Below are 23,645 nucleotides of genomic sequence, written 5' to 3'. Positions count from 1 at the left end.
CAAAGGTACGCCCTTTCAGGCGTCAACATGCTTTTTAAGCATTAATACCAAAAGAACGCGCCAGAGGGCCCAGGCCGCCTTTAAAGCCTTGACCAATCGCCTTGAATTTCCATTCGCTGCCGGCGCGGTAGATTTCGCCGAAGATCATGGCCGCTTCCGTCGAGCCGTCTTCCGACAGGTCGTAGCGGGCGATTTCCGTGCCGTTGTCGCCGTTCAGGCAGCGGATGTAGGCCTTGCCCACCATGCCAAAGTTCTGCTTGCGGGCTTCCGCGTCGTGAATCGTGACGGCCACGGCGATCTTGTCGATGTCGGCCGGCACGTTGGCCAGGTCGACGGCGATTTTCTCGTCATCGCCATCGCCGCCGCCCGTGGTGTTATCGCCCGCGTGGACGATGGAGCCGTCCACCGACTTCAGGTTATTGTAAAAAATGAAATCAGCGTCGGAACGGGCCTTGCCGTCGGTTTTCAGCAGGAAGGCGCTGCCATCCAGATCGAAAGCGGCGCCATCGGTGGCGCGCGGGTCCCAGCCCAGGCCAATCACGATTTTCTTCAAGCCAGGAGCTTCCTTGCTCAGGTTGACATTGCCGCCTTTTTGCAAACTGATCGCCATGGTATTTCCTCTTTAATGTGGGGGTTGCATTCGGTGTTTCAGGTCACGCCGCCGGTACTCCGGCTTGATGAGCCATGAGCCTACCATAAAGTTAGTGCTTGCCAGCCGCGCACTATTGAAAATAATGCCATACGGAAAAGACGGGGCCACTGCCCGGAGGCGCAAAATGACGGATAATGCCGCTCGACAAAAACTTTCACCATCCTGTACCCAGGCTTGTCCTTGAACAATACCAAAATACGACTCGATTGCATTCCTGGCACCCTGTGCGACGAGCGCCTCTGGTCGCGCCTGGCGCCTGCCCTGGGCCACGCCTTTGATCTGCAGCACGTGCCCCTGCACCAGGCGCGCACGCGCCCGCAAATGCAGCAGATGATCGCCAGCCATAGCGCTCCACAAGCCCATCTGGTGGGCTTCTCGCTGGGCGCCTACCTGGCGCTCGAACATGCGCTGGCGCACCCGCAGCGCGTGAAGTCGCTCACGTTGATCGCCAATTCGGCCCAAGGCTTGCTGCCGGCGGAAATTGAAGCGCGCCAGCGCATCGTCGCCATGCTCGAGCGCAATACGTATGCTGGCATCACGCGCCAGCGCCTGCGCGAACTGCTGCATCCATCGCACCTCGACGATGTCGCCATCTCGGGAATGATCCAGCAGATGGGGCTGGACCTGGGCAAGGACGTGCTGCTGGCGCAATTCATCACCACGATAGACCGCCCCGACCTGATGGCGCGGCTGCCCGAGCTCGATTTTCCCGTGCTGATCGTGGGCGCCGAAGACGATAAGCTCGTCAATCCCGACGACCTGCGCGCCATGGCGGCCCGGCTGCCGCAAGCCACCCTGCACTTGCTCAAAGATAACACCGGCCACATGATCCCGCTGGAAGCGCCAGGCGCGCTGGGGCAAGCCATGCGTGCGCATCTGGAGGCGGCAAGCGATTTCAACGATAATGACGGGCATCGGGTCATGCCCCCACCACTTTTACAGAACCAATGAGCCATTTGACCATCATCGTCGCCACCGACCAGCAAGGCGGCATCGGCATTGACAACACCTTGCCATGGAAATTGCCGGAAGACCTCGCGCACTTCAAGCGCTTGACGACGGGCCATCCCATCCTCATGGGGCGCAAGACCTTCGATTCCATCGGCCGTCCGCTGCCGAACCGCCGCAACATCGTCATCACGCGCAATCCGGACTGGCGCCATGAGGGGGTGGAAGCGGTGTCGTCGGTGGAAGCGGCCATCGCCCTGCTCGATGGCGCGGAAGGCTATGTCATCGGTGGCGCCGAGATCTACAAACAGTCACTGGCCCTGGCGCAGCGTTTGATCATCACGGAAATCGGCCAGACGTTTGACTGCGACGCCTTTTTTCCCGCCGTGGATCAGGCCGTATGGCAAGAAACCGCGCGCGAAGCGCATGTCTCTGAGAAATCCGGCCTGGCTTACGCCTTTGTCACCTTGCAACGCAAAGCCTGATAAGGTTGCTCATAAAGTTGAAATAAGGCTGATGTAAGGCTGATATGAATTCGGACAGAACGTTGCTGTAATACCCCTGTCACACCTTTGCGTCACGCTAGCGCACGCTGCTGACGTTTTGCTACGATATTTTTTTCCCGCAGACGCCGCATTTCTGCGAGAATCCCGTTCTTATTTTTTTTCTGCGGCTGCCGGGTTGCACTACCGCCTGACCGTCGCGCCCTAGTCCGCCCCTTCACATCTGTCAGGGGCGGCTTGCTTTTTTGGAGACATGCATGAAATTTCGTTTCCCCATCGTCATCATTGACGAGGATTTCCGTTCTGAAAATACGTCCGGCCTGGGCATTCGCGCCCTTGCCGCCGCAATGGAAAAAGAAGGCATGGAAGTGCTGGGCGTGACCAGCTACGGCGATTTGTCGCAATTTGCCCAGCAACAATCGCGCGCGTCGGCCTTCGTGCTGTCGATAGACGATGAAGAATTCGGCGCCGGGTCCATCGAGGAAACCGATCACGCCTTGAAATCGCTGCGCGCCTTCGTCGAGGAAATCCGCTACAAGAACGCCGACATCCCCATCTATCTGTACGGTGAAACGCGCACCTCGCGCCACATCCCCAACGATATTCTGCGCGAACTGCATGGTTTCATCCACATGTTCGAAGATACGCCGGAATTCGTCGCGCGCCACATCATCCGCGAAGCGAAATCCTACCTGGACGGCCTGTCGCCGCCCTTCTTCCGCGCGCTGGTGCACTACGCCAACGACGGCTCCTATTCGTGGCATTGCCCCGGCCACTCGGGCGGCGTAGCGTTCCTGAAGTCCCCGATCGGCCAGATGTTCCACCAGTTCTTCGGCGAAAACATGCTGCGCGCCGACGTCTGCAACGCCGTCGAGGAACTGGGCCAACTGCTCGACCATACGGGCCCGGTCGCCGCGTCGGAACGCAATGCGGCGCGCATCTTCAATGCCGACCATTGCTATTTCGTCACGAATGGCACGTCGACCTCGAACAAGATGGTGTGGCACTCGACGGTGGCGCCAGGCGATATCGTCGTCGTCGACCGCAACTGCCACAAGTCGATCTTGCATTCGATCATCATGTGCGGCGCCATTCCCGTGTTCCTGATGCCGACGCGCAACCACCTGGGCATCATCGGGCCCATCCCGCTGGCTGAATTCACGCCGGAAAGCATTGCCCGCAAGATCGAGGCAAATCCGTTCGCGCGCGAAGCGAAGAACAAGAAGCCACGCATTTTGACCATCACGCAATCGACTTACGATGGCGTGATCTACAACGTGGAAACCCTGCGCGAAATGCTGGACGGCAAGATTGACACCCTGCACTTCGATGAAGCATGGCTGCCGCACGCCACCTTCCACGACTTCTACAAGAATATGCACGCCATCGGCAAGGACCGTCCGCGCGCCAAGGAATCGATGATCTTCTCGACCCAGTCCACGCACAAATTGCTCGCCGGCCTGTCGCAAGCCTCGCAAATCCTCGTGCGCGAATCGGATACGGTCAAGCTGGACCAGGACGCCTTCAACGAGGCTTACCTGATGCACACCTCGACCTCGCCGCAGTACTCCATCATCGCCTCGTGCGACGTGGCTGCGGCCATGATGGAAGCGCCGGGCGGCACCGCCCTGGTGGAAGAATCGATCATGGAAGCGCTCGATTTCCGCCGCGCCATGAAGAAGATCGACCAGGAATGGGGCCAGGACTGGTGGTTCCAGGTCTGGGGTCCGGAAAACTTCAACGACGAAGGCATGGGCCAGCAGGAAGACTGGATGATACGTGCCGAGGATGACTGGCACGGCTTCGGCGATCTCGCTCCCGGCTTCAATATGCTCGACCCGATCAAGGCGACCATCGTCAACCCGGGCCTGTCGCTGGACGGCCAGTTCGGCGAGACGGGCATCCCCGCGTCCATCGTCACCAAATACCTGGCCGAGCACGGCGTCATCATTGAAAAATGCGGCCTGTACTCCTTCTTCATCATGTTTACCATCGGCATCACGAAGGGCCGCTGGAATACCCTGCTGACGGCCTTGCAGCAGTTCAAGGACGACTACGACAAGAACCAGCCGATGTGGCGCATCCTGCCGGAATTCGCGGCGGCCAACCCGCGTTACGAAAAAATGGGCTTGCGCGACCTGTGCCAGCAAATCCACGATTTCTACAAAGCCTACGACGTGGCGCGCCTGACGACGGAAATGTATTTGTCGGACATGATCCCGGCCATGAAGCCGTCGGACGCCTTCGCCAAAATGGCGCACCGCGAAATCGAGCGCGTGGCGATCGACGAACTGGAAGGCCGCATCACGTCCATCCTGCTGACGCCGTATCCACCGGGCATTCCGCTCTTGATCCCGGGCGAGCGCTTCAACAAGACCATCGTCGACTACCTGCGCTTCGCGCGCGACTTCAACGAGCGCTTCCCCGGCTTCGAGACGGATGTGCATGGCCTCGTGAAACGCGAAGTCGATGGCAAGCGCGGCTATTTTGTCGATTGTGTGAAATTGGATGAGAACGCCTAAAAACGTCATCGTTCCTTGAACTGTAGTCATGGACGCCGCCTGATGCAAATCAGGCGGCGTTTTTCATTTCAGGCCAGCGCGCACGCTTGCGCCAGATCAGACGGCGGGAATATCGGGCTACCCGCATGGGTGACTCATGCCAGGCGGTCTGCTTCGCGCCGCTTCAGGGCCAGCGGCGAAGCACCATGCGGAGACAGCCTGCCCGGCGCAGGAGAAGAGCGGCTTGGTACGGCGAACGGCGTTTCGCCGATAGCGTATAAACCATCGTTTCCGGAGCAGCGGGTTTCCTTGTCAAGATGAGCGTTCAAACAAGCTTAATTGACAGGAATGATTACGTCGCTTATACGCCACAGTGCACGTGCTCGACAAAAAAGTAATTTTCATTTTCAAAAAGGAAACTTCGCCTTAGTTCGGCAAAAACATCCTCACTAACACGCCAACACCCATTAAAAGCAAACCAGGCCAACATGCAGCCAGTTAATTGGAAACAGGATTTTGCTCAACAAGCCCTACACTGAACGGGCGAGATCTTTATTGCCCGAAAGAAACCAAATGACTCATCCTGCTTTGCACCGTGTGCTGGTCATCACCCTACTCAGCCTGCTTGCCGCCTGCGGCGGAGGCGGCGACAGCAAGACCGGCGCCACCCAGAACCCGGACATCTCGGCAGTGCCGCCAGCGACCGCCGGCCCCGGCACCACGCCGGGCGATACCAATGCACCGCCGCCTCTGACCACGCCGCCGTCCAGGCAGACAGCCACCTTTACGCGCCAGGAAGCGTCGCGTTTCCTGGGCCGTGCCACGTTCGGGCCGAACATCGCGGCCATCGAGGCGCTGGCCGCCAGCGATAGCGACGCCTGGCTCCGCGCTCAGTTCTCCAAGCCGCAAACGCTGCACCGCAGCTACATCGACGCCATGCTGGCAGCGCAGGCCGCCGGCGGGCAAAAAGTGGGGGTTACGGGGGTATATGAAACCTTCTGGCAGCAGGGCATCCGTGGCGAGGACCAATTGCGCCAACGCATGGCCTTTGCCCTGTCCGAGATTTTCGTTATTTCCATGCAGAATGATGCCGTACGGCCGCAGGTGCGTGGCGTGGCCAGTTATTACGACATGCTGGGCCAGCATGCTTTTGGCAACTTCCGCGACCTGCTGGAAGGCGTGGCCCTGCATCCGATGATGGGGCTGTACCTGTCCCATCTGCGCAACCAGAAAGAATCGGCCACCCGCACGGCAGATGAAAACTTCGCCCGCGAAGTGATGCAACTGTTTACCATCGGCCTGTACCAGCTGAATGCGGATGGCAGCCTGAAACTGTCCGGTGGCAAACCCATCGACACCTATACGCACGACGACGTGGCGGGCCTGGCTCGCGTCTTTACAGGCTGGAGCTGGGCCGGGCCGGACCAGAGCGCTACGCGCTTCTATGGCGGCACGGCCGATCCCGACCGCGACTGGAAGCCGATGCAGAACTACGCGGCCTATCATTCCAGCGGCGACAAGCGCTTCCTGGGCCAGAGCATCTCCGGTGCCAGCAGCGGCCAGGCCGACCTGAAACTGGCACTCGATACCCTGTTCAATCATCCCAATGCGGGACCGTTCTTTGCCCGCCAGTTGATCCAGCGCCTGATCAGCAGCAATCCCAGCCCCGCCTACGTGGGCCGCGTGGCCGCCGCGTTTGCAAATAACGGCAGCGGCGTGCGCGGCGACATGCAAGCCGTCATCCGAGCAGTACTGCTCGACCCGGAGGCGCTGGCCCCAAGCGGCAGCACCTTGCGCACAGGCAAGCTGCGCGAGCCACTGCTGCGCCTGGCTGGCTGGATGCGCGCCTTCGATGCCAAGCCAGCTGGCGGCCGCTACAGCCTGTATTACCTCGACGATCCTTTGAGCGGGCTGGGCCAGAGTCCCTTGAATCCGCCTTCCGTATTCAGTTTTTTCCGCCCTGCTTATACGCCGCCCAATTCCGCCCTTGCCAGCGCGGGCCTGGTGGCGCCGGAACTGCAAATCACGGCGGAACCGTCGGTGACGGGCTACCTGAACTTCATGCAAGACGCCATCAATAGCGGTGTGGGCGAGAGCCGTGAAGTCAAGCCCGACTATACGCGTGAACTGGCGCTGGCCAGCGACACGGGTGCCATGCTCGACCGCATCGACCTGCTCCTGATGCATGGCAGCATGCCAGCCAGGCTGCGCGGACAAATCCTGACCGCCGTCAATGGCATCAGCATCCCCACGGCGACGGCCAGCAATGCCACGCAAGTTGCCACCGCCAAGGCCAACCGCGTCAAACTGGCCATTTTCCTGACCATGGCCTCGCCGGCCTACCTGGTGCAAAAGTAAGAGCGATCACATGCAAAATTCCCCCTTTTCCCGCCGCCGCTTCCTCGGCTCCATGCTGAGCCTGGCCGGTACCACGGCCACCCCCTTCGCCATGAACCTGGCCGCCATGGGCAACGCCGCCGCGCAATCGGCCAACGACTACAAGGCCATGGTCTGCCTGTTCATGGCAGGCGGCAACGACGCCTTCAACACGGTGCTGGCCACCGATACGACCTCATGGAATGAGTACTCGCGCCTGCGCAACACGGGCGGCGCCGATTCCATCCATCTGCCCGGCGTGGGCGAGACGGGCGGCGTCTTGCCGGTCACGCCCGCCACCGTGCAAACGGGCCGCGCCTTCGCCCTGCATCCCCAGCTGGCGCCACTGAAAGACCTGTTCGACAATGGCCGCGCCGCCATCGTGGCCAATGTAGGCACCTTGATCCAGCCCGCCACTCTGGCGCAGTACAAGGCGGGCAGCGTCGCCCTGCCACCCAAGCTGTTCTCGCACAACGACCAGCAATCGACGTGGCAATCGGGTTCGCCGGAAGGCGCCAGCGTGGGCTGGGGCGGCCGAATGGCCGACGTGGCCGGCTCGCTCAATACGAATGCGATGTTCACGGCCATTTCCGCCGCAGGCAACACCGTCTTCCTCAGCGGGCGCCAGGTGCGCCAGTTCCAGGTGGGGCAGGCAGGTGCCGTGCCCATCCGTGGCCTGGGCGGCAGCCTGTATGGCAGCACGGGCGGCGCGGGTGCGCTGCAAGCGATCGTCAACGATGCGGGCAGCGACCTGATCGAACAGGAACACGTGGCCGTCGTGCAACGCGCCATTTCCAGCCAGAGCATCCTCAACGGCGCCATGCTGGCAGCCGGCGCGGGCGGCGTGCCCAATCCCCCACCCTACATCAATCCGAACACGGGCGTGTCCGGTGTCAATCCGCTGGCCGTGCAATTGCAGACGGTGGCGCGCATCATCGGCGGGCGCGGCCCCCTGGGGGCGAAACGGCAGGTGTTTTATGTGACACTGGGCAGTTTCGACACGCATGACCGGCAAAAAGTGCTGCATGCCGACCTGATGGCGCGCCTGGCGCACGCGCTGGCGTATTTCGACGCGACCCTGGCCGCCCTGCAGGGCGCGGACTTGCGGCGTCAGGTGACAACGTTTACGGCGTCGGACTTCGGCCGCACCTTCAGCAGCAATGGCGACGGCACGGATCACGGCTGGGGCGCGCACCACTTTGTCGTGGGCGGCGCCGTGAAGGGCCGCGACATCTACGGCACCTTCCCCGTCACGGGTCTGGGCCATGCGCTCGATGTCGGTTCCGGCGCCCTGCTGCCGGCCACCTCCGTCGACCAGTACGGCGCCACCCTGGCCAAATGGTTCGGCGTGGCCGACAACCAGATGGCCGAGGTGTTCCCGAACATCGGCAACTTCAGCCGGCGCGACCTGGGCTTCATGACGGCAACTTAACCGTTCACGGCCACCGTCAGGGTCGCCACATAGCCCTCTGTGGCATTGCCCGTTACCGTGGCCATCTGCAGGCTGGTGCCGTCGCGGAAGACATTGTCGGAGGCATAGCTGATCTGCGCCAGGTTGCGCACGCTGGCCGTGTAGCCGCTGGCCGTGTAGACCTCGTTTAACGTTCCCATCGGAAAGGTGAACTGCGAGGTCTTGAGGCGGTTCGCGGCAGAGGCCGCCTTGGCCAGGCTGGGATAGACCTCGAGATGCACGTGCGGCATGCGCCCCGCATAGCAGCCGGGAAAGATCGTCGTGAAGGCAAGGTTGCCGGCGCCGTCCGTTTCCTGCACGCCCCGCAAATAATTTTGCGCCGTCACGCCGCTCGAATACTGCGAATACTGGCCGTCGCGGTCACAATGCCATAAATAGACGGCGTAGCCGGCCAGGCTGGCGCAGCTGCCGCTGGCGTTGAGCAACTGCAGCTTGATAGTGAGTGGCACGCCCGCCGCCATACCCGTGGCGCCATTAAAACTGGCGCGAATATCGCTGCGCACCACCCCCGACTGGTTCAGCACGTTGATGATGCTGCCGCCATTCGTATTCGTGCCGTCGGCCGGATACGGCCCACCCGTTTCTTCGGGGATCACCGGACAGGCGCCCGCCGTCGGTATCGTGACGGTGCCGCTGCCGGAAATGCCTGTGCTGGCAGCGCTGGCTGCCGCCGGGCCGCTGGCGTCCGAACCGCCGCCGCAGCTGCTCAGGGGCAAGGTAGCGGCGCCGGCCAGCAGCCAGCGCAGGACTTGCCGCCGCTCAACCGCATGGCGCATCATTTCGAGGTCGGATGCCAGACCGTGATCATGTAATTCCATACATATTCCAACAAGTGGGGCAAACCCGCCAAGGCAGGACTCAGGCTGGCGCACAGGAACAGCGCCTGCGTGGCCCGTGGCGAGAGCGCCTTCCTGGCAACCAGGGCGAGCTTGCGTTCCATGGTTCAGGCCGTTGTATTGACCAGGTTGCCGCTGGATGGCAGGCTGGCACTGCTGCCGGAAGCCCCCAGGCTGCCCGATAGCGCCTGCAAGAAACTGCTCAACTTGGCGCTGCTGTCGCCGCTGGTGCTGGCGCCGCCGCCCAAGGCAGTGATCAGGCTGGAGAAGCTTGATTGCAAGTCCGAAACGCTGCTGTTATCGCTGCCCGTGCCGGACGACAGGGTCTGGATCAGGCTTTGCAAGTCCGATTTGATATTGCCATGCCCCCGTGCCCGTGCCCCGCCGCCATCCTTGTCTCCGTCCTTGTCTGCGCCGGCGCTGGCGCCAGAGCCACCTTGGGCATGCAGGCTGCCCATCAACTGGTGCAGGAACGCTCCCAATGCCTGGCCGGCATCGCTGCTGCCGGCGGTGCTGGTGTCGGCGCCAGTGCTGTCGGACGATGCCGTGTCGGGCAGCGTCACGCCGATCGACGACAGCGCGCTGGAAACGGCATCGAGAAGGCCCTTATCGTCCTGCCTGGGCGGCCTCGCGCCGCCCAGGCTGTCGGCGCTGCCGGTATTGCTGCCGCTGACGCGGTTGAAAGCGCTCAGCTGGGTAGCGGCGCTGCTGGAACTCAAGGCACTGATGCTCATGCTCAATCTCCTGTCGTTGGATGATGTCGTTATTGGGGACGGTGCGGGCCGGGGCGTCTGTCGCGCCGCTGCTGCGCCTGCTTGCGCTGCTCCGGCGTCAGCACGGCCAGCAATTGCTGCTCCAGCCGCGCATGCAGCAAGCTGATCTGCGCCATGGCTTGCGCCGCCGTACTCGCCAGCGCGCTGGCCTTCGCATCGTCATAGGCGCTGGATCCTGCCAGCTCGCGCAACTGCGCATGCGCCTTGAGGGCGATTTTTTCCTGTTCGCGCAGCAAGGGCGCCTGGGCGTAGGTGGCGGCGAAAACCTTGTCCTGCTGCGCTTCGCTCAGTTCGATCCCATGCAGAAACGGCGGCAAGCCTGGCGCGCCGGGGCCGCCCGCACCGTGACCGGGGCCATGGCCAAAGCCGGGTGGCGGCCCCGGCATGGCGCGCGGCGGCGTGCCGTCCGGCGCAGGCTCCTGCTGGGCCAGTGCGAGCAGCGGCATGCTGCAGGCAGACAGCAGCAACAGGGATACGGCGATACTCAGGTGTTTCATTGGGTTTTCCTTTCGTGGCGACCAGCCCTGATTGTCGGCGTCTGGCATGTAAAGCAACGTTAGGCTGGGGTAAAAGCGTGTAAAGGAAGGTGCGGAAATGTAAGCAGAGGTATGTAAAAGCGGGTAAAACCGTCCTGAACAGCCCCCCTTGACTGCTATCATCGGGCGATATTCACCCGAAAAAAGCACAGGCATGAGCAAGGTTTTGTTAATCGATGACGACGTGGAACTGGTTGGCATGTTTCAGGAATACCTGACGCAGGAAGGTTTTGACGCCCGCGCCGTGCATGACGGCGAAAGCGGCGCGGCCGAAGCACTGACAGGCCTGTACGCCATCGCCGTACTCGACGTCATGATGCCGCGCATGAATGGCCTGGAAACCCTGCGCCGCATCCGTGGCGGCAGCAACCTGCCCATCCTGATGCTGACGGCACGCGGCGACGACACGGACCGCATCGTGGGCCTGGAGCTGGGTGCCGACGATTACGTGACCAAGCCGTGCACACCGCGCGAGCTGACGGCGCGCATCCGCGCCATCCTGCGCCGTTCGCAAGCGGCGCCGCACGATAGCTCGGGCCTGGCGCCGCTGACCGTGGGGCAACTGACGATGTGGCCGGAACAGCGCCGCATCGCCTGGGCCGGCACGCACCTGGAACTGACGAGCACTGAATTCAACCTGCTGGAAGTGCTGGTGCGCCATGCGGGCAAGCCCGTGAGCAAGAATCAGTTGTCCGAACTGGGCCTGGGCCGCCCCATGGCGCGCTTCGACCGCAATATCGACGTGCACTTGAGCAGCCTGCGCCGCAAGCTGGGCAGCCTGGCCGATGGCCGTTCCTGCCTGCAGACCGTGTACCGTCTCGGCTACCAGCTGATCAAGGAATAAGCGTGGGCCGTCTGTTCTGGAAGTTTTTTCTGTGCATCATGCTGGCGCAAGTCACGGCCACCATCGGCATCGGCGGCACTTTCTGGTTGAAAAACCGGGCGGCGCAACAGGAGCGGGCCCTCGACATCGATACCAGCCCGCCCGCACAGATGGCCATCGAAGCGGCCAGCGCCACCCTGGAAGCGGGCGGCAGCAAAGCCTTGCAGCAGTTTCTCGGCAAGATGGAACGCATGCGCGTGTTTGCCGTCGATGCAAAAGGACAAGAACTGATGGGCCGCAAGGTCCATCCGGCCATACTCGGCAAGGCGCGCGCGCTGCTGGCGCAAGGCTCGCCCCATGCCGTGGTGCGCGAGGTCATCGGCAGCGACGGCGTGCGTTACCTGCTGTTCCTGCCCTCGTCCGTCCGCTTTCGCACTGCCGAGGCGGGCGCCGCGCGCGACACGCTCAACGCCGTCACCCTGAGCGGCCCGCGCGGCATGGGCGGCCCCCGTTCCGAAGCGTCCGGCATGCCGCCGCCGCACGCCGACTACCAGCGCGGAGGGCCGCGCGAGATGGGTGGCATGGGCGGCATGCCGCCGGGACCGCGCATGGACAACCCCTACCGCACCTTCATTCCCCTGGCCGCCGCCATCGCCGCCAGCCTGCTGTTCTCTTTCTTGCTGGCCTGGTATTTTGCGCGTCCCATCCGCGACCTGCGACAAGCGTTCGAGGCCGCCTCGCACGGTGACCTGGCGCCCCGCTTTCACGCCAGCGGCAAGCGCGGCGATGAATTGACGGACCTGGGCCGCGATTTCGACCGCATGACGGGTCGTTTGCGCAGCCTCATGGAGAGCCAGACGCGTTTGCTGCATGATGTGTCGCACGAACTGCGCTCGCCGCTGGCGCGCTTGCAAGCGGCCATCGGCCTGGCGCACCAGCAGCCGGACAAGGTGGACGCCTCGATGCAGCGCATCGAACGCGAAAGCGAACGCATGGATAAGCTGATCGGCGAGCTGCTGACCCTGTCGCGGCTGGAAGCCGGCGCTGGCTCACCGCTCAGCGAAGACGTCGGCATCGCCGACCTGTTGCACGACATTATGGAAGACGCCCGCTACGAAGCGAAGGCGCGCCAGGTGGAGATAGCCCTCGCGGGCGACGCGGCCATCGCCGACGCCGCTGTCACGGGCCGGCCGGAGCTGCTGGCGCGCGCCGTGGAAAACGTGGTGCGCAATGCCGTCAAGCACAGTCCCGATGGCGGTACGGTGGAAGTGAATTTGTCGCGCCAGCATGATTGGCTGCGCATCGCCGTGCTGGACCGGGGACCCGGCGTCGCTGGTGCCGACCTGGCCAGCATTTTCCAGCCGTTCTTTCGCGCCAGCAATACCCAGCACAGCACGGACGGCCATGGCCTGGGCCTAGCCATCGCCCAGCACGTCATCAGCGCCCATGGCGGGCGCATCGGGGCCAGCTTGCGTAGCGGTGGCGGGCTGTGTGTGGAAATGTTGCTGCCCACCAAAACGCCAGGCTGACCTTCCGGCGAGCCTGGCGGCGAGCATTGCCGCTAACCTTGTTACGCCTGGGTATCGATGATGCTGCCCAGGGTGGCCGAGCTTGATTTGGCCGGACTCGTCGCCGTATCGGCGCTGCTGGTCGTCTGAGGAGCTTGCTGCGCCGCCTCTTGCGCCGCTGCCGCCTGTAACTGGGCAATTTGCGCCTGCAAGGCCTGGATTTGTTGCGCCAGCTGCTGCTGCAGCTTTTGCGACGCGTCCGTCTGCGCGCCCTTCTGCGATTCCGTCAACTGCTTTTGCGCCGCCGTGATCTGCTTTTGCAGCGCCGCGATCTGCGAACTGCTGCCCGAGCTGGCGCTACTTGCCGCACTGACCGCGCTGCCTGAACCGATTGCCGCTACCATGATGCCTCCTCAGTGTTTCACTACCAAGGTTAACGGCAAGCATGGGCGCGGATGTAGTGCTGCGGGTGTAAAGGCAGGTAAAGAAGGGAAAGACGGCTGGCGCCCCGCCCTTCCAGCAATCAGGTCTTCGGCAGGGTCACGCCAACCTGGCCCTGGTATTTGCCGCCACGGTCCTTGTACGAGGTTTCGCACACTTCATCGGATTCGAAGAACAGCACTTGCGCCACGCCTTCGTTGGCGTAGATTTTCGCCGGCAACGGTGTCGTATTCGAAAACTCCAGGGTCACGAAACCTTCCCATTCCGGTTCGAACGGGGTGACATTGACGATGATGCCGCAGCGCGCATACGTGCTCTTGCCCAGGCAAATCGTCAATACATTGCGGGGAATGCGGAAATACTCGACCGTGCGGGCCAGCGCGAACGAGTTCGGCGGGATGATGCAATAGCCCTTGCCAGACACATCGACGAAGTTATTCGCGTCAAAATCCTTCGGATCGACGATGGTAGTGTTGATGTTGGTAAACAACTTGAACTCGTCGGCGCAACGGATGTCATAGCCATAGCTGGACGTGCCGTAAGAAACGATGCGGTTGCCGTCGCGTTCCTTGACCTGGCCCGGTTCGAACGGCTCGATCATGCCCGTTGTTTCCGCCATGCGGCGTATCCATTTATCGCTTTTAATCGTCATCGCAGGGGCTCTTTCTAGAATATCGGAATGGCGGGGGCCGCACGCCTGCTGCAGGCGCGGCCCGAATGGCAGGATTTTACGCGAAAACCCGCCACTATTGGCCCTTGCAAGATGAAAATCGTTGGCGTCAGGCTACTGCTTCGCCAGCAAGGAAGCGATCATCTCGCGCACCACTTGCGCCGTCAGTTCCGGGTTTTCCATGGGAAACAGATGGCCGCCCGGCACCTGGCGGAAAAACCTGCCGACCAGCTTGCGCGTGGCCTTCAAACCCGCCTGGCGGCATTCCACCGATGCCGTGCCGCCGATAAAACCGATGGGCACGGGAAAGCCATCCTTGACGAGGCCGCCGATATGATGCGGCAAGCTGCGATAAACATCCGTTTCCACTTCGCGCGTAAAGCGCAGCTGCACCCCGTCCGGGTGGGGAACCAGGCCGCTATCGATATAGTCGCGCAAGACTTGCGGCGCCCAGATCGCGAACATGTCCTTGGAGGCAAAGTGTGCATACGCGGCTTGCGCATCGGGCCACAACTTGCGCCGCCGGGCGGAAAAGCGCGACGGAGAAAACCGTTCGCCCAGCGCCGTATTGCGCGCCAGGCGCACCAGCAAGGCGCGCCAGCCCGCCACCACGGGCGAATCGAGCAAGACCACGCAGCGCACCAGGTCGGGGCGCTGCTTGGCCACCATGACGCTGAGCATGCCGCCAAGCGAATGGCCGACGAGGATCACGGGCGCGCTGTAGCGGCGTTCCAGGTCGTCGATGTATTCGCGCACCAGCTCGGGCCAGCCCGTGCTGACGGGGTAAGCGGGATCGTGCGCGTGCATGTCGAGCGCCTGCACGCTGTAGTGCTGACCCAGCAAGGCGAACAGCCTGCGGTAGGTGCCTGCAGGATAACTGTTGGCATGGGCAAAGTGCAGTTGCGGGAGTGTCATCGTGGGATGGTGCCGGTGAATGCAATAGGCAATTGTAATGGCATGCCGGCAAGCCGTATCAGAGGAAGGCCTCTAATTTGCGGGGTAGCAGCGGGGGTGCTTGCGCCATGCCGGGCACGAAGGAGGCCAGCACCGCGCCCAGCTCGGCACTTGATTCCACTATGCAAAAGGCGTCGTCGAACGCATGCTCGCGGTTCATATGATTGCGCACGATGATGCATTCCAGCCCAGCGGCCTTGGCGGCGCGCAAGCCGCGCGGCGAATCTTCCACGGCCACGCATTGGGCCGCGGCCAGCCCCAGGCGCTGCAAGCCCAGCTGGTAGCCGTCGGGCGCCGGCTTGCTTTCCCCATACATTTCACGCGTCAGCACGAAGTCGAAGTGCGGCAACATGCCCGTGGCCGCATGGCTGAGCTGGAAATGCTGTGCGTAGGCGCTCGTCACCACGCCCATGGCAACATGCGGGCGCAGCGCCGCCAGCACTTGCCCGATGCCGGGCATGGCCAGCTGGCGCGCCTGGCGCAGCCGTTCCGCAAACAGCACGGTACGCTCGGCGCGTAGGCGATCGACCAGTTCGATAGCGTGGCCCTGTCCCAGCAGCACATGCCAGGCGCCGTAGTTATTGTCCAGGAACCAGTCAAAGAATTGCTTTGGCGTCAAGTCTATGCCGTAGGGCAAGAGCAAGTCGCGGTTGCTTTCATAGAACAGCTGCTCGGTGTTGACCAGCACGCCATCGTTGTCCCACAGCACGCCCTGGATGGTTTTCATGGCTTGTTGTCATTTAAAAACTTACTTGAAGAAGATGTCGTAAGACAATTTCACAATCAGCAGCACCAGGAGCACGAGGAACAGGATGCGCACGAAGGCGGCGCCGCGCCGCACGGCGATCCAGGTGCCCGTCAGGGCGCCCAGGATGTTGCACACAGCCATCGGTGCGGCCACGGCGTACACCACGTGGCCGGCGGGAATGAAGAAGGCCAGTGCGGCCACGTTGGTGGCGATATTCACCAGTTTCGAGCAGGCCGAAGCAAGGATGAAATCAAAGCCGAAAACGCGGATGAAGAGGAAAATCAGGAAACTGCCAGTGCCTGGCCCGAACAGACCGTCATAAAAGCCGATGGCGCCGCCAATGACGATGGCAAGGATGCGTTCGCGCGGACCGATGGGGCGCGCTTCGCGCGTCGTGCCGAAATCCTTCTTGATGAAGGTGTAGATGGCCATGATGATGATCAATACCAGCACCATGGGGCGCACCACCTGTTGTGGCACATACGACACGGCGGCCGCGCCGATGAAGGACATGACGAAGGCGCTGGCCACGGCGGGCAGCACCAGAAGCCACGGGATATGCACCTTGCCGACAAAGGAACGGGCGGCAAACGTGGTGCCGCAGGCGGACGCCAGTTTATTCGTCCCCAGCAAGGACGTGGAAGCCATGTTCGGCATCAGGTTGAACAGGGCCGGCAGCTGTATCAGCCCGCCCCCGCCCACGGCGGCATCGATCAGGCCGGCAAAGAAAGCAAATAAACACAGCAGCGAAATGGTCAGCATGATAGGCAATAAGGAATGGGCGACAGCGGCAGTATAGGCGCCGTGGATTTTTCCGGATGCAACTTCATATTGCGGAAAACGCAATCAGACGTAACGCTTGACGGAATACGCCCCGTGCGGTCTACTGGCCTTTTTTGCCGGGAGTCACACGATGTCGATGAAACTGATGTGGGAGATCCGCGCCTTTTGCACCGTCGTCGAAAAGCGCAGCTTCATCCACGCGGCGCGCATGCTGGGACGCTCGCCGTCGGCCGTCACGCGCGCCATCCAGTTCCTCGAAGACGCCATCGGCGCCGAGCTGATCTTGCGCACGCAAAAGCAGTTCACCCTGACGACGGCCGGCGAAACGTATTACGCGTCGGCCAAGCACTTGCTGGAAACGCAGGCCGAGGCGGAAGACCAATTGGCCGAGCTGAGCAACTCACCGCAAGGCTGGGTGCGCCTCTCGGCGCCGGAAATCCTCTCGCTGGGCTTCTTGCCGAAGGTGGTGGCACAATTTTCGCGCGACTACCCGAACGTCTCCGTGGACATCCATTTTTCGGACAAATCAATCGACCCCATCCAGGAAAAGCTGGACTTCGCCATCCGCGGCGCCTTCCCCCAGTCGAGCGAGCTGATCGGTTATCCCCTGTGGTATTACCGCCGCTACATGTACGCTTCGCCCAGCTATATAGCCCGCATGGGCGCGCCAGACGAACCGGAAGAGCTGGCCGGTCACGACATCATCATGCACTCGGCCCCGCGCATCCTGCGCGACTGGCATTTCGTCTCTGCTACGCGCAATGTGCGCTACCAGGTGCAACCGCGTTTCCGCTTCACTTCCGGCATCGCCACTTTCCAGGCGGCCCTGGAAGGCGCCGGCATCGTGCGTCTGGCCAGCTGGCTGGCCGAGCCTGCCGTGGCCGCCGGCACCCTGCGCCGGGTCTGCACGGCGTACCGGCTGACGTCGTCAAAGGAGCTGGACCCCAGCATCCACGCCGTCTACGGCACCTCGCGCATGGCCAAGGGGGCGCGGCTGTTTCTGGAGTATGTGCGGCAGCGGGGGCTGGAGATACCCGACGAACGGGCAAGTTAGCACCTATTGCGCGACGACGGCATCGCTATACACGGCAAACTGCGCGCCATCGAAAACAAAACCGGCCACTTCGCGCATGCCCAGCCTCTCATGCGCACGCAGCGAGCCGATATTGTCGCGCCGGATGAACAGCACCGCCTCCGCCCCGCCATGCTGTGCGCGCAGGGCTGCGTACAGCAGCGCCAGCAAGCCCTGCCCCCGCTCCGAGTCCGCAATGCAGACGGGGCCATACACATAGGCGTTGTCACTTCCCGCATACGCGGCCAGCATGGCCAGCACCACGGGCGCCTGCACGGTGGCTGGCGCCGCGCTGAACAGTACGCCAACGACAGGCCCATCGGCCACGCGCCGCGCCACGATGACGGGCGAAACACCATCCACCATGGTCGCCACCTTTTTCAGTGAAAACTCGCCCGTCAGGCTGCCGCCCTGAGAGGGGGAGTTGGCTTGCAGCAAGGCAGTGATGGCGTCGATATCGGCGGTTTTGGCCGTGCTGACAAGATAAGTTGTGCCGGGGTACGTCAATTCATTCTCCCTTGAGCATCGCGACGGCGAACCCGGCGCGCGCAGCAATTGGCGATTATTTTTTCACGTAAATGCAAAGCGGCGTATCCAGCACGCATGCCACATCATAAAGTGGCGCCTCGCCACGAAACGATATCGCGATCAGCATCAGCGGCGTCAATGTGCCGTGAGCAATAAACGTCTCCACATAACCCTCGGAACCGACGTGGTGGTAAGCCACCTCCGGCGCTTTCGGTGACGGCACTTCCCCGACCATGGAGCTTCCCTTGAATTGAAAAATCAGCGCACAGCCTTTTCTTTCCGCCTGTTGCGCCGCGCCTTGCAGTTCCTGAGACAGTGTCACGTAGGGGAAAATGCCCTGCAGTTGCCGCGAGTTCACGATAGCCTCGGCGGTTGGAAGGTCCGTCACATGAAACAGATACGGATGTTGCAGGCGAACGGCGTCAGTTTGCCTCCCCTGCAAGTCAAACTGACGGGACTTTGCCGGCTTGCTTTGCAAACGGATACGTTCCTCAAAGCCGACCTGCGGCATGGCCGCTTCTTTCTTGCACCAGTCAAACAGCCCCATCTTTATCCTTTTAGCATGGTCCAGGCAGCGACGTGCGCCGCCAAACCCCAATCATAGAGAGATGTGGCATGAAACTCAACGACCCAGGCCACTAGCGCCCATGCCAGTAGCGCGGCCGGCTGCTGCGATACAGCGTCACGTCAATATCCGCGCCAAACGCCAGCACCACTGCCCCCGTCACGTCCGTGCGCAAGCGGGTAATCCCCATGTCGCCATAGCGCGCATATACCTGCGCTTTCGGATGTTTATAGCGGTTGCGATGTCCGACCTGGAAAATCGCCAGATCGGGATGGACGGCGTTCAAAAACGCCTGTGTCGACGAGGTGCCGCTACCATGATGGGGCGCCAGCAGCACGTCGGCCGCCAGGTCGCCGTGCGCCGAGCGCGCCAGCAATTGCGCTTCCTGCGCCGCTTCGATGTCGCCGGCCAGCAAAATTGCATGCTTGCCCGCAGTGATTTTCACGGTGCAGCTGCGGGCGTTCGGTTTCAATGAAATGTCCGTGTGGCTGACGGGCAAAGGGTGCACCATGGTGAACTGTACGCCTTCCCAAGTCCAGCTCTGGCCCGCCATGCAGTGCAGATAGGGCCGGTGCAACTCCCGCCGGGCCTCGATGGCCGGGTGACCGTCGAACAGGGACGAGGCCAGCCAGCCCACGTCTATGTTTTCCAGCAAGGACATGGCACCGCCCGCGTGATCGAGGTCGCTGTGGGAAATAATCACGCCGTCGAGCTTGGCGATGCCGCGCGCACGCAAGTACGGCACGATGACCCTGCTGGCACCATCGGAATCGAGGCTGTAGGCGGGCCCCGTGTCGTACAGCAGGCGGTGGCCGTGGGTTTCCACCAGCACGGCCATGCCTTGTCCCACGTCAAAGGCCGTGATCCACATCTGGCCAGCTGGCGGGCTCGATGGCAAGGCTGTCAGCAGGGGCAGCCAGCCCAGCATGCCCGCCCAGCGATGGGGCCATCCCCTGGGCGCCAGCAGCCATGCCGTGCCAAACAATGCCCAGCAAAAACTCCACATTGGCGGCGCGGGCGCCGTCCACACGGCAAAGCGGCGTGCGCCCAGCCAGTCCAGCACTTGCGCCAGCACTTGCACGATGGCGTGCGCCAGCAGCAACAGCCAGTCGCACAGAGGCGCGGGCAGCAGGCTGCCAGCCAGCGACAGGGGCGTGACGACCAGGCTGATGACGGGAATGGCCAGCGCATTGGCCACGGGGCTGACCAGCGACACTTGCGAGAACAGCAGCATCGTCAGCGGCACCAGCCCCACCGTCACCACATACTGCGTGTGCGCGCCCAGCGCCACGGCGGCTTGCATACGCCGCCAGCGGCTGGCGCTCTCTGGCAAGGGGGCCGTGGTGCGGCCCGCCGTCGCGTACAGCATGGTGGCGACGGCGCCGAATGACAGCCAGAAGCCGGGCCACAGCACGGCCCACGGATCGAGCAGCAGCACCACGCCCAGCGCCAGGCACAGCACGTGGCCTATGCTGGTGATGCGCCCCAGCCACAAGGCCAGTGCCACCACCAGCAGCATATATAAAGTGCGCTGCGCGGGCACGCCGAAGCCGGCCAGCAGCACATAGACAAATGCCGCCAGCGCGCCGGCCAGGGCCGCCACCTTTTGCGCCGGCAGCAGCAAAGGCAGTTGATTGTCCGTGAAAAACGAGCACCGCCACAGCGCGTCCGCTCCCAGGGCGAACAGGCCCGCGATCATGGTGATGTGCAAGCCGGAGATCGAAATCAAATGACTGACGCCCGTGCGGTTGAATACTTGCCAGTCCGACTGGGGAATGGCACGCTGGTCGCCCACCACCAGCGCCACGATCACGCCTGCATACTGTTTTCCTTCCAGGCTGCGCAGGATACGCGCGCGCAGTGTCGCGCGGCTGGCCTCCACCACATTGCCGAAAGCGGGCACGAAGGCTGCCAGGCGCAGGTTCGGCGTATCGGCGCGCGGCTGCGGCCGTACATAGCCCGTGGCGCGCACGCCCTGCTCCAGCAGCCACGCCTCGTAGTCAAAACCCATGGGATTCGCATTGCCGTGCGGACGCTGCAGCCGTACTGTCAAACGCCAGCGCTCGCCAGGCTGCACGTCGCCCACCTCGTTCGTCACTTCATCGCGAAAGCCCTCGTACCAGGACAGGGCGATCAGGGGCGGCACCTTCGCCCCCACCGACTTTTCCACGGCAAAATTGAAACGCACACCCTGCTCGAAGCGGTACGGCAGGCTGGCGACCGTGCCAGTGACGGTGATGTCCTGTCCTTCATCGGCCAGCGCCAGTTGTGGCGACAAGGCGGCCTGGGCCAGCCAGGCGGCCCAATAAAAGCCCAGTGCCACGCCCGCAGCGAAGCCGACAATGCAGCGCCAGTATGCGTAATGGCGCAGCAGCAGTACAGTCATCAGCGACACACCAGCGATCACCCACAGCAGCGCGCGCGCATGCGGCGGCAAGCTTGCCTGCGTCTGCAGCCAGGCGGCGCCAGCGGCAAAGCCAAGTATCAGGGTGCGCATGGGAAGGTAGGATCAAGGCAGGATCGTCGCTCGCTGCGAAAGGTACTCGGATACTCTGATCGTTTTCCACTCTTTGCCGTCTGATCTGGCGCAATGGTGACGTGGATAAGGACGTCCATGCACGCCATCCGTTGCCACCATTGACAATACTTCCCCCATGCTAAGATGACCATCCGGCGCCCGGGCGCCATGACTTGGCGGACCTTGCATGAGCCCACTGACAGCGGCCGAAACCTATTTGCACGACTTTCATCAAAGGCAAGTCGGCGTGACCAGTGCCGCGTTTGCCCACCTGCCCGCCCACTCCCCAACGGGCACCTGGGACTCATCCTATGCAGCACTGACCGACCTCGTGCCGGTCGGCAATAGCCCCTTGACGGTGCTCGACCTGGCCTGTGGCGACGGCCATCTGCTGGGCTTGCTGGCCGCCAGGCGGCAGCCAGCACTGCATTTGACCGGTATCGACATGAGCGACGCTGAACTGGCCGTCGCGCGCGCCGCCTTGCCCGCATCCGTACGCTTGCAACAGGGACGCGCCCAGGCGCTGGACTTGCCATCGTCCAGCGTGGATTATCTCGTCTCGCACATGGCGCTGATGCTGATGGACGATGTCGAACAGGTCATGCGCGAAATGCGCCGCGTGCTGCGACCCGGCGGCCAGTTGGCCGCCATCGTCGGCCGGACTTTTTTACTGGGCGAGGTGAATGACGTATTCATGCGCGTCTTCAAGCCCATCGCCAGCGACGCGCTGCCGCAGCTGCGCTTCGGCGACCGGCGTGCGGGGTCGGAGGCCGGCTGGCGCGAGCTGCTCGACGGCAGTTTCGACCACATCGCGTTTGACGACATCGACGTGCCCTGGTCGCCCACGCCAGGCGAACTGTGGGACGCCTTGCTGGACACCTACGATATTGACCGCCTGGACGATGACGCCAGGCAGCGCCTGCGCGGCGCGTTCCTCGTTGCCGTGGCGCATCTGCAAACCGGTGACGCAGTGATCACCACCGGCTGGGGGCTGCGCCTGGTGCGCGCGCGCCGCCTGAAAACGCTGCACGGAAAATTACTTTCATAGTAATATTGCCTTTATGAAAATTATCGTTAACACCACGGCGTCGAGCGCAGTGTATGGTAGCGATAGGACACCATAAGGACACAGGCATGCCCCCATTCAAGAAACTGATCCTCGTCGCCATGCTGAGCTACGGCGCCACGGCAGCATCCGCTGCCAGCGTAGCCGAGTACAACAGTCCCGACAGATATGACTGGTGGAAATACTTGCAGTTACTGGAGAAAAATGTTCAGCAGGAAATGCCGGCCGGCTCTACAGTCCAGGCCTCGGATGCGCAGCGCATGCAATTGTTGCGCGCCGTGGGCTCACCGCTGCAGCGCCTGGGCACGGCGCGCGCGATGCTCGGTGACAGCATGGGCGCCATCGCCGCCTTCGATACCTTTGAGCAGCTCACCCTGTATCAGCAAAGAAAGGGGCAGCCGCATGCCGACGACGATGCGCGCCTGGCCGCCGCCACGCCTCGCGACGCCATACACGCCATTGTCGAAGCGGCCAGCAAGCGGCAGATCGTCATCCTCAACGAATCCCACCATGTGCCCATGCACCGGGCGTTTGCCGCGGCGCTGGCTCGCGAGCTGCGCAAGATCGGCTTCGACACCCTCGCGGTGGAGACCTTTGGCACGACTCCGAATGCATGGCCCTACATCCATGAACAGACCGGCTACTATTCGAATGAGCCCGTGTTTGGCCACTTCTTGCGCGAGGCGCGCCAGGACGGATGGGCCTTCGTCCAATATGAAGAAGAGCGCGCGGACCGTGGCGCGGACGACTATCCGCGCCAGCGCGAACTGGAACAGGCCGAAAATATCCAGTCCAGGATCTTCGCCAGCCGCCCCAATGCCCGCGTATTCATCTATGTCGGCTATTCGCACAGTGTGGAAACGCCCATCGCGAACAAAAGGGAGGACGACGTCCGCATGGCCTCGCACGTGCGCCGCATCACCGGCATCGATCCACTGACGATAGACCAGACCGTCATGTACGCGCACGCGGCGCCGGGTGCTGAACAGGCGTCATACCAGCAGGCGCAGGCCAAGTCGGACAGCCAGCGCCCCTTTGTGCTGCTCGGGCCGGGCGGACAACAGGAAGTATTTGGCGCCTACCGCAACGGCGTGGACATGCAGGTCATCCATCCGCGCTACGCCGCCGGCGCCAGCGGGCGTCCGGGATGGTACGCCATGCTGCCCCAGCTTCAGCCACATAGGATTCCCGCCAACCTCTACCCCGCCACCGGCAGAAAGCTGATCACGGCGCGCGCCACTGGCGCGGACCTGCATGCCGTGCCTTACGACGCCATCGTGATTTCGGCCGATGCGCCAGCACCGCAGTTGATGCTGCCGCCCGGCTCCTACACGCTGCTGGAAAGCCTTTGAAGGAGGCGGCGCCACCGTGCG

The 23,645-nt window shown here is 62.7% G+C and carries 23 protein-coding genes; 10 read left to right on the top strand and 13 right to left on the bottom strand.

The genetic code is table 11. The annotated features are described in order from the left end of the window. Positions 1 to 34 precede the first annotated feature (34 nt). Positions 35 to 610 carry a TerD family protein gene (locus ACQ4WZ_RS06595; protein ID WP_101481653.1) on the bottom strand — a complete coding sequence of 192 codons (576 nt, stop codon included), beginning with the start codon at positions 608 to 610 and terminating at the stop codon, positions 35 to 37. A 222-nt stretch (positions 611 to 832) separates the two neighbouring features. On the opposite strand from ACQ4WZ_RS06595, the gene ACQ4WZ_RS06590 reads away from it, so the two are divergent. From ACQ4WZ_RS06590 to ACQ4WZ_RS06570, 5 genes are all read left to right on the top strand, one after another. Next, complete coding sequence (locus ACQ4WZ_RS06590) at positions 833 to 1,603, top strand: alpha/beta fold hydrolase (RefSeq protein ID WP_436572872.1); 771 nt, start codon at positions 833 to 835, stop codon at positions 1,601 to 1,603. Then, positions 1,600 to 2,085, top strand: coding sequence for a dihydrofolate reductase (locus ACQ4WZ_RS06585; RefSeq protein WP_436572871.1), 486 nt, complete (start codon positions 1,600 to 1,602; stop codon positions 2,083 to 2,085). Before ACQ4WZ_RS06590 ends, ACQ4WZ_RS06585 begins: the two co-directional genes overlap by 4 nt. A 275-nt stretch (positions 2,086 to 2,360) precedes the next feature. Beyond that, on the top strand, positions 2,361 to 4,625 hold the full coding sequence (locus ACQ4WZ_RS06580; protein ID WP_101481656.1) for an arginine/lysine/ornithine decarboxylase: 2,265 nt from the start codon (positions 2,361 to 2,363) through the stop codon (positions 4,623 to 4,625). 552 nt (positions 4,626 to 5,177) lie between these two features. Then, positions 5,178 to 6,962: a DUF1800 domain-containing protein gene (locus ACQ4WZ_RS06575; RefSeq protein ID WP_436572870.1), complete on the top strand. Its 1,785-nt coding sequence runs from the start codon at positions 5,178 to 5,180 to the stop codon at positions 6,960 to 6,962. 10 nt (positions 6,963 to 6,972) lie between these two features. Beyond that, positions 6,973 to 8,412, top strand: coding sequence for a DUF1501 domain-containing protein (locus ACQ4WZ_RS06570; protein WP_436572869.1), 1,440 nt, complete (start codon positions 6,973 to 6,975; stop codon positions 8,410 to 8,412). Here the strand turns inward: ACQ4WZ_RS06570 and ACQ4WZ_RS06565 are convergent. The 4 genes from ACQ4WZ_RS06565 to ACQ4WZ_RS06550 are packed head-to-tail and all read right to left on the bottom strand — an operon-like array spanning position 8,409 to position 10,557. Continuing rightward, positions 8,409 to 9,269, bottom strand: coding sequence for a dioxygenase family protein (locus ACQ4WZ_RS06565; protein ID WP_436572868.1), 861 nt, complete (start codon positions 9,267 to 9,269; stop codon positions 8,409 to 8,411). The two genes, ACQ4WZ_RS06570 and ACQ4WZ_RS06565, sit on opposite strands and share 4 nt — an antisense overlap. Further along, on the bottom strand, positions 9,227 to 9,391 hold the full coding sequence (locus ACQ4WZ_RS06560; protein ID WP_166674759.1) for a hypothetical protein: 165 nt from the start codon (positions 9,389 to 9,391) through the stop codon (positions 9,227 to 9,229). The genes ACQ4WZ_RS06565 and ACQ4WZ_RS06560 overlap by 43 nt, the downstream gene beginning before the upstream one ends. A gap of 3 nt (positions 9,392 to 9,394) precedes the next feature. After that, a complete protein-coding gene (locus ACQ4WZ_RS06555) occupies positions 9,395 to 10,021 on the bottom strand; it encodes a hypothetical protein (RefSeq protein WP_436572867.1) in 627 nt (208 codons plus the stop codon). Between the two features lie 29 nt (positions 10,022 to 10,050). After that, positions 10,051 to 10,557, bottom strand: a complete 507-nt coding sequence (locus ACQ4WZ_RS06550) for a Spy/CpxP family protein refolding chaperone (RefSeq protein WP_436572866.1) — start codon at positions 10,555 to 10,557, stop codon at positions 10,051 to 10,053. 193 nt (positions 10,558 to 10,750) lie between these two features. On the opposite strand from ACQ4WZ_RS06550, the gene ACQ4WZ_RS06545 reads away from it, so the two are divergent. Together ACQ4WZ_RS06545 and ACQ4WZ_RS06540 are read left to right on the top strand one after the other, a co-directional pair. Then, positions 10,751 to 11,440, top strand: a complete 690-nt coding sequence (locus ACQ4WZ_RS06545) for a response regulator transcription factor (protein ID WP_101481662.1) — start codon at positions 10,751 to 10,753, stop codon at positions 11,438 to 11,440. 2 nt (positions 11,441 to 11,442) lie between these two features. Beyond that, on the top strand, positions 11,443 to 12,948 hold the full coding sequence (locus ACQ4WZ_RS06540) for a sensor histidine kinase (protein ID WP_436572865.1): 1,506 nt from the start codon (positions 11,443 to 11,445) through the stop codon (positions 12,946 to 12,948). Between the two features lie 41 nt (positions 12,949 to 12,989). On the opposite strand, the gene ACQ4WZ_RS06535 is transcribed toward ACQ4WZ_RS06540, so the two are convergent. From ACQ4WZ_RS06535 to ACQ4WZ_RS06515, 5 genes are all read right to left on the bottom strand, one after another. Continuing rightward, the gene (locus ACQ4WZ_RS06535) at positions 12,990 to 13,331 is read right to left on the bottom strand and encodes a FlxA-like family protein (RefSeq protein ID WP_436572864.1); all 342 of its coding nucleotides are present in this window, start codon (positions 13,329 to 13,331) and stop codon (positions 12,990 to 12,992) included. 119 nt (positions 13,332 to 13,450) lie between these two features. After that, complete coding sequence (gene dcd, locus ACQ4WZ_RS06530) at positions 13,451 to 14,020, bottom strand: dCTP deaminase (RefSeq protein ID WP_035819543.1); 570 nt, start codon at positions 14,018 to 14,020, stop codon at positions 13,451 to 13,453. Between the two features lie 132 nt (positions 14,021 to 14,152). Continuing rightward, positions 14,153 to 14,953, bottom strand: coding sequence for an alpha/beta fold hydrolase (locus ACQ4WZ_RS06525; protein WP_101481665.1), 801 nt, complete (start codon positions 14,951 to 14,953; stop codon positions 14,153 to 14,155). A 58-nt stretch (positions 14,954 to 15,011) separates the two neighbouring features. Continuing rightward, complete coding sequence (locus tag ACQ4WZ_RS06520; RefSeq protein ID WP_436572863.1) at positions 15,012 to 15,719, bottom strand: HAD family hydrolase; 708 nt, start codon at positions 15,717 to 15,719, stop codon at positions 15,012 to 15,014. Between the two features lie 21 nt (positions 15,720 to 15,740). Continuing rightward, positions 15,741 to 16,502, bottom strand: coding sequence for a sulfite exporter TauE/SafE family protein (locus ACQ4WZ_RS06515; protein WP_034756294.1), 762 nt, complete (start codon positions 16,500 to 16,502; stop codon positions 15,741 to 15,743). Positions 16,503 to 16,653: 151 nt separating this feature from the next. Here ACQ4WZ_RS06515 and ACQ4WZ_RS06510 point away from each other — a divergent pair, with 151 nt between their 5' ends. Further along, positions 16,654 to 17,577, top strand: a complete 924-nt coding sequence (locus ACQ4WZ_RS06510) for a LysR family transcriptional regulator (RefSeq protein ID WP_436572862.1) — start codon at positions 16,654 to 16,656, stop codon at positions 17,575 to 17,577. 3 nt (positions 17,578 to 17,580) lie between these two features. Here ACQ4WZ_RS06510 and ACQ4WZ_RS06505 read toward each other — a convergent pair whose 3' ends face one another. From ACQ4WZ_RS06505 to ACQ4WZ_RS06495, 3 genes are all read right to left on the bottom strand, one after another. Beyond that, complete coding sequence (locus ACQ4WZ_RS06505; protein ID WP_436572861.1) at positions 17,581 to 18,102, bottom strand: GNAT family N-acetyltransferase; 522 nt, start codon at positions 18,100 to 18,102, stop codon at positions 17,581 to 17,583. A 55-nt stretch (positions 18,103 to 18,157) separates the two neighbouring features. Further along, positions 18,158 to 18,670 (bottom strand): hypothetical protein, encoded by a 513-nt coding sequence (locus ACQ4WZ_RS06500; RefSeq protein WP_101481669.1) that lies wholly within the window; start codon positions 18,668 to 18,670, stop codon positions 18,158 to 18,160. A gap of 91 nt (positions 18,671 to 18,761) precedes the next feature. Beyond that, the gene (locus ACQ4WZ_RS06495; RefSeq protein WP_436572860.1) at positions 18,762 to 21,185 is read right to left on the bottom strand and encodes a DNA internalization-related competence protein ComEC/Rec2; all 2,424 of its coding nucleotides are present in this window, start codon (positions 21,183 to 21,185) and stop codon (positions 18,762 to 18,764) included. 208 nt (positions 21,186 to 21,393) lie between these two features. Here ACQ4WZ_RS06495 and ACQ4WZ_RS06490 point away from each other — a divergent pair, with 208 nt between their 5' ends. Then, positions 21,394 to 22,254, top strand: coding sequence for a class I SAM-dependent methyltransferase (locus tag ACQ4WZ_RS06490; RefSeq protein ID WP_436572859.1), 861 nt, complete (start codon positions 21,394 to 21,396; stop codon positions 22,252 to 22,254). Between the two features lie 86 nt (positions 22,255 to 22,340). Then, a complete protein-coding gene (locus ACQ4WZ_RS06485) occupies positions 22,341 to 23,624 on the top strand; it encodes a hypothetical protein (RefSeq protein WP_101481671.1) in 1,284 nt (427 codons plus the stop codon). Positions 23,625 to 23,645: the final 21 nt, after the last annotated feature.

This window comes from Janthinobacterium darwini (assembly GCF_051380905.1).
In the GTDB taxonomy this organism is placed as follows: domain Bacteria; phylum Pseudomonadota; class Gammaproteobacteria; order Burkholderiales; family Burkholderiaceae_D; genus Janthinobacterium.
Note: the sequence above shows the minus strand (reverse complement) of the source record. Positions and strands in the feature narration are given on the sequence as shown.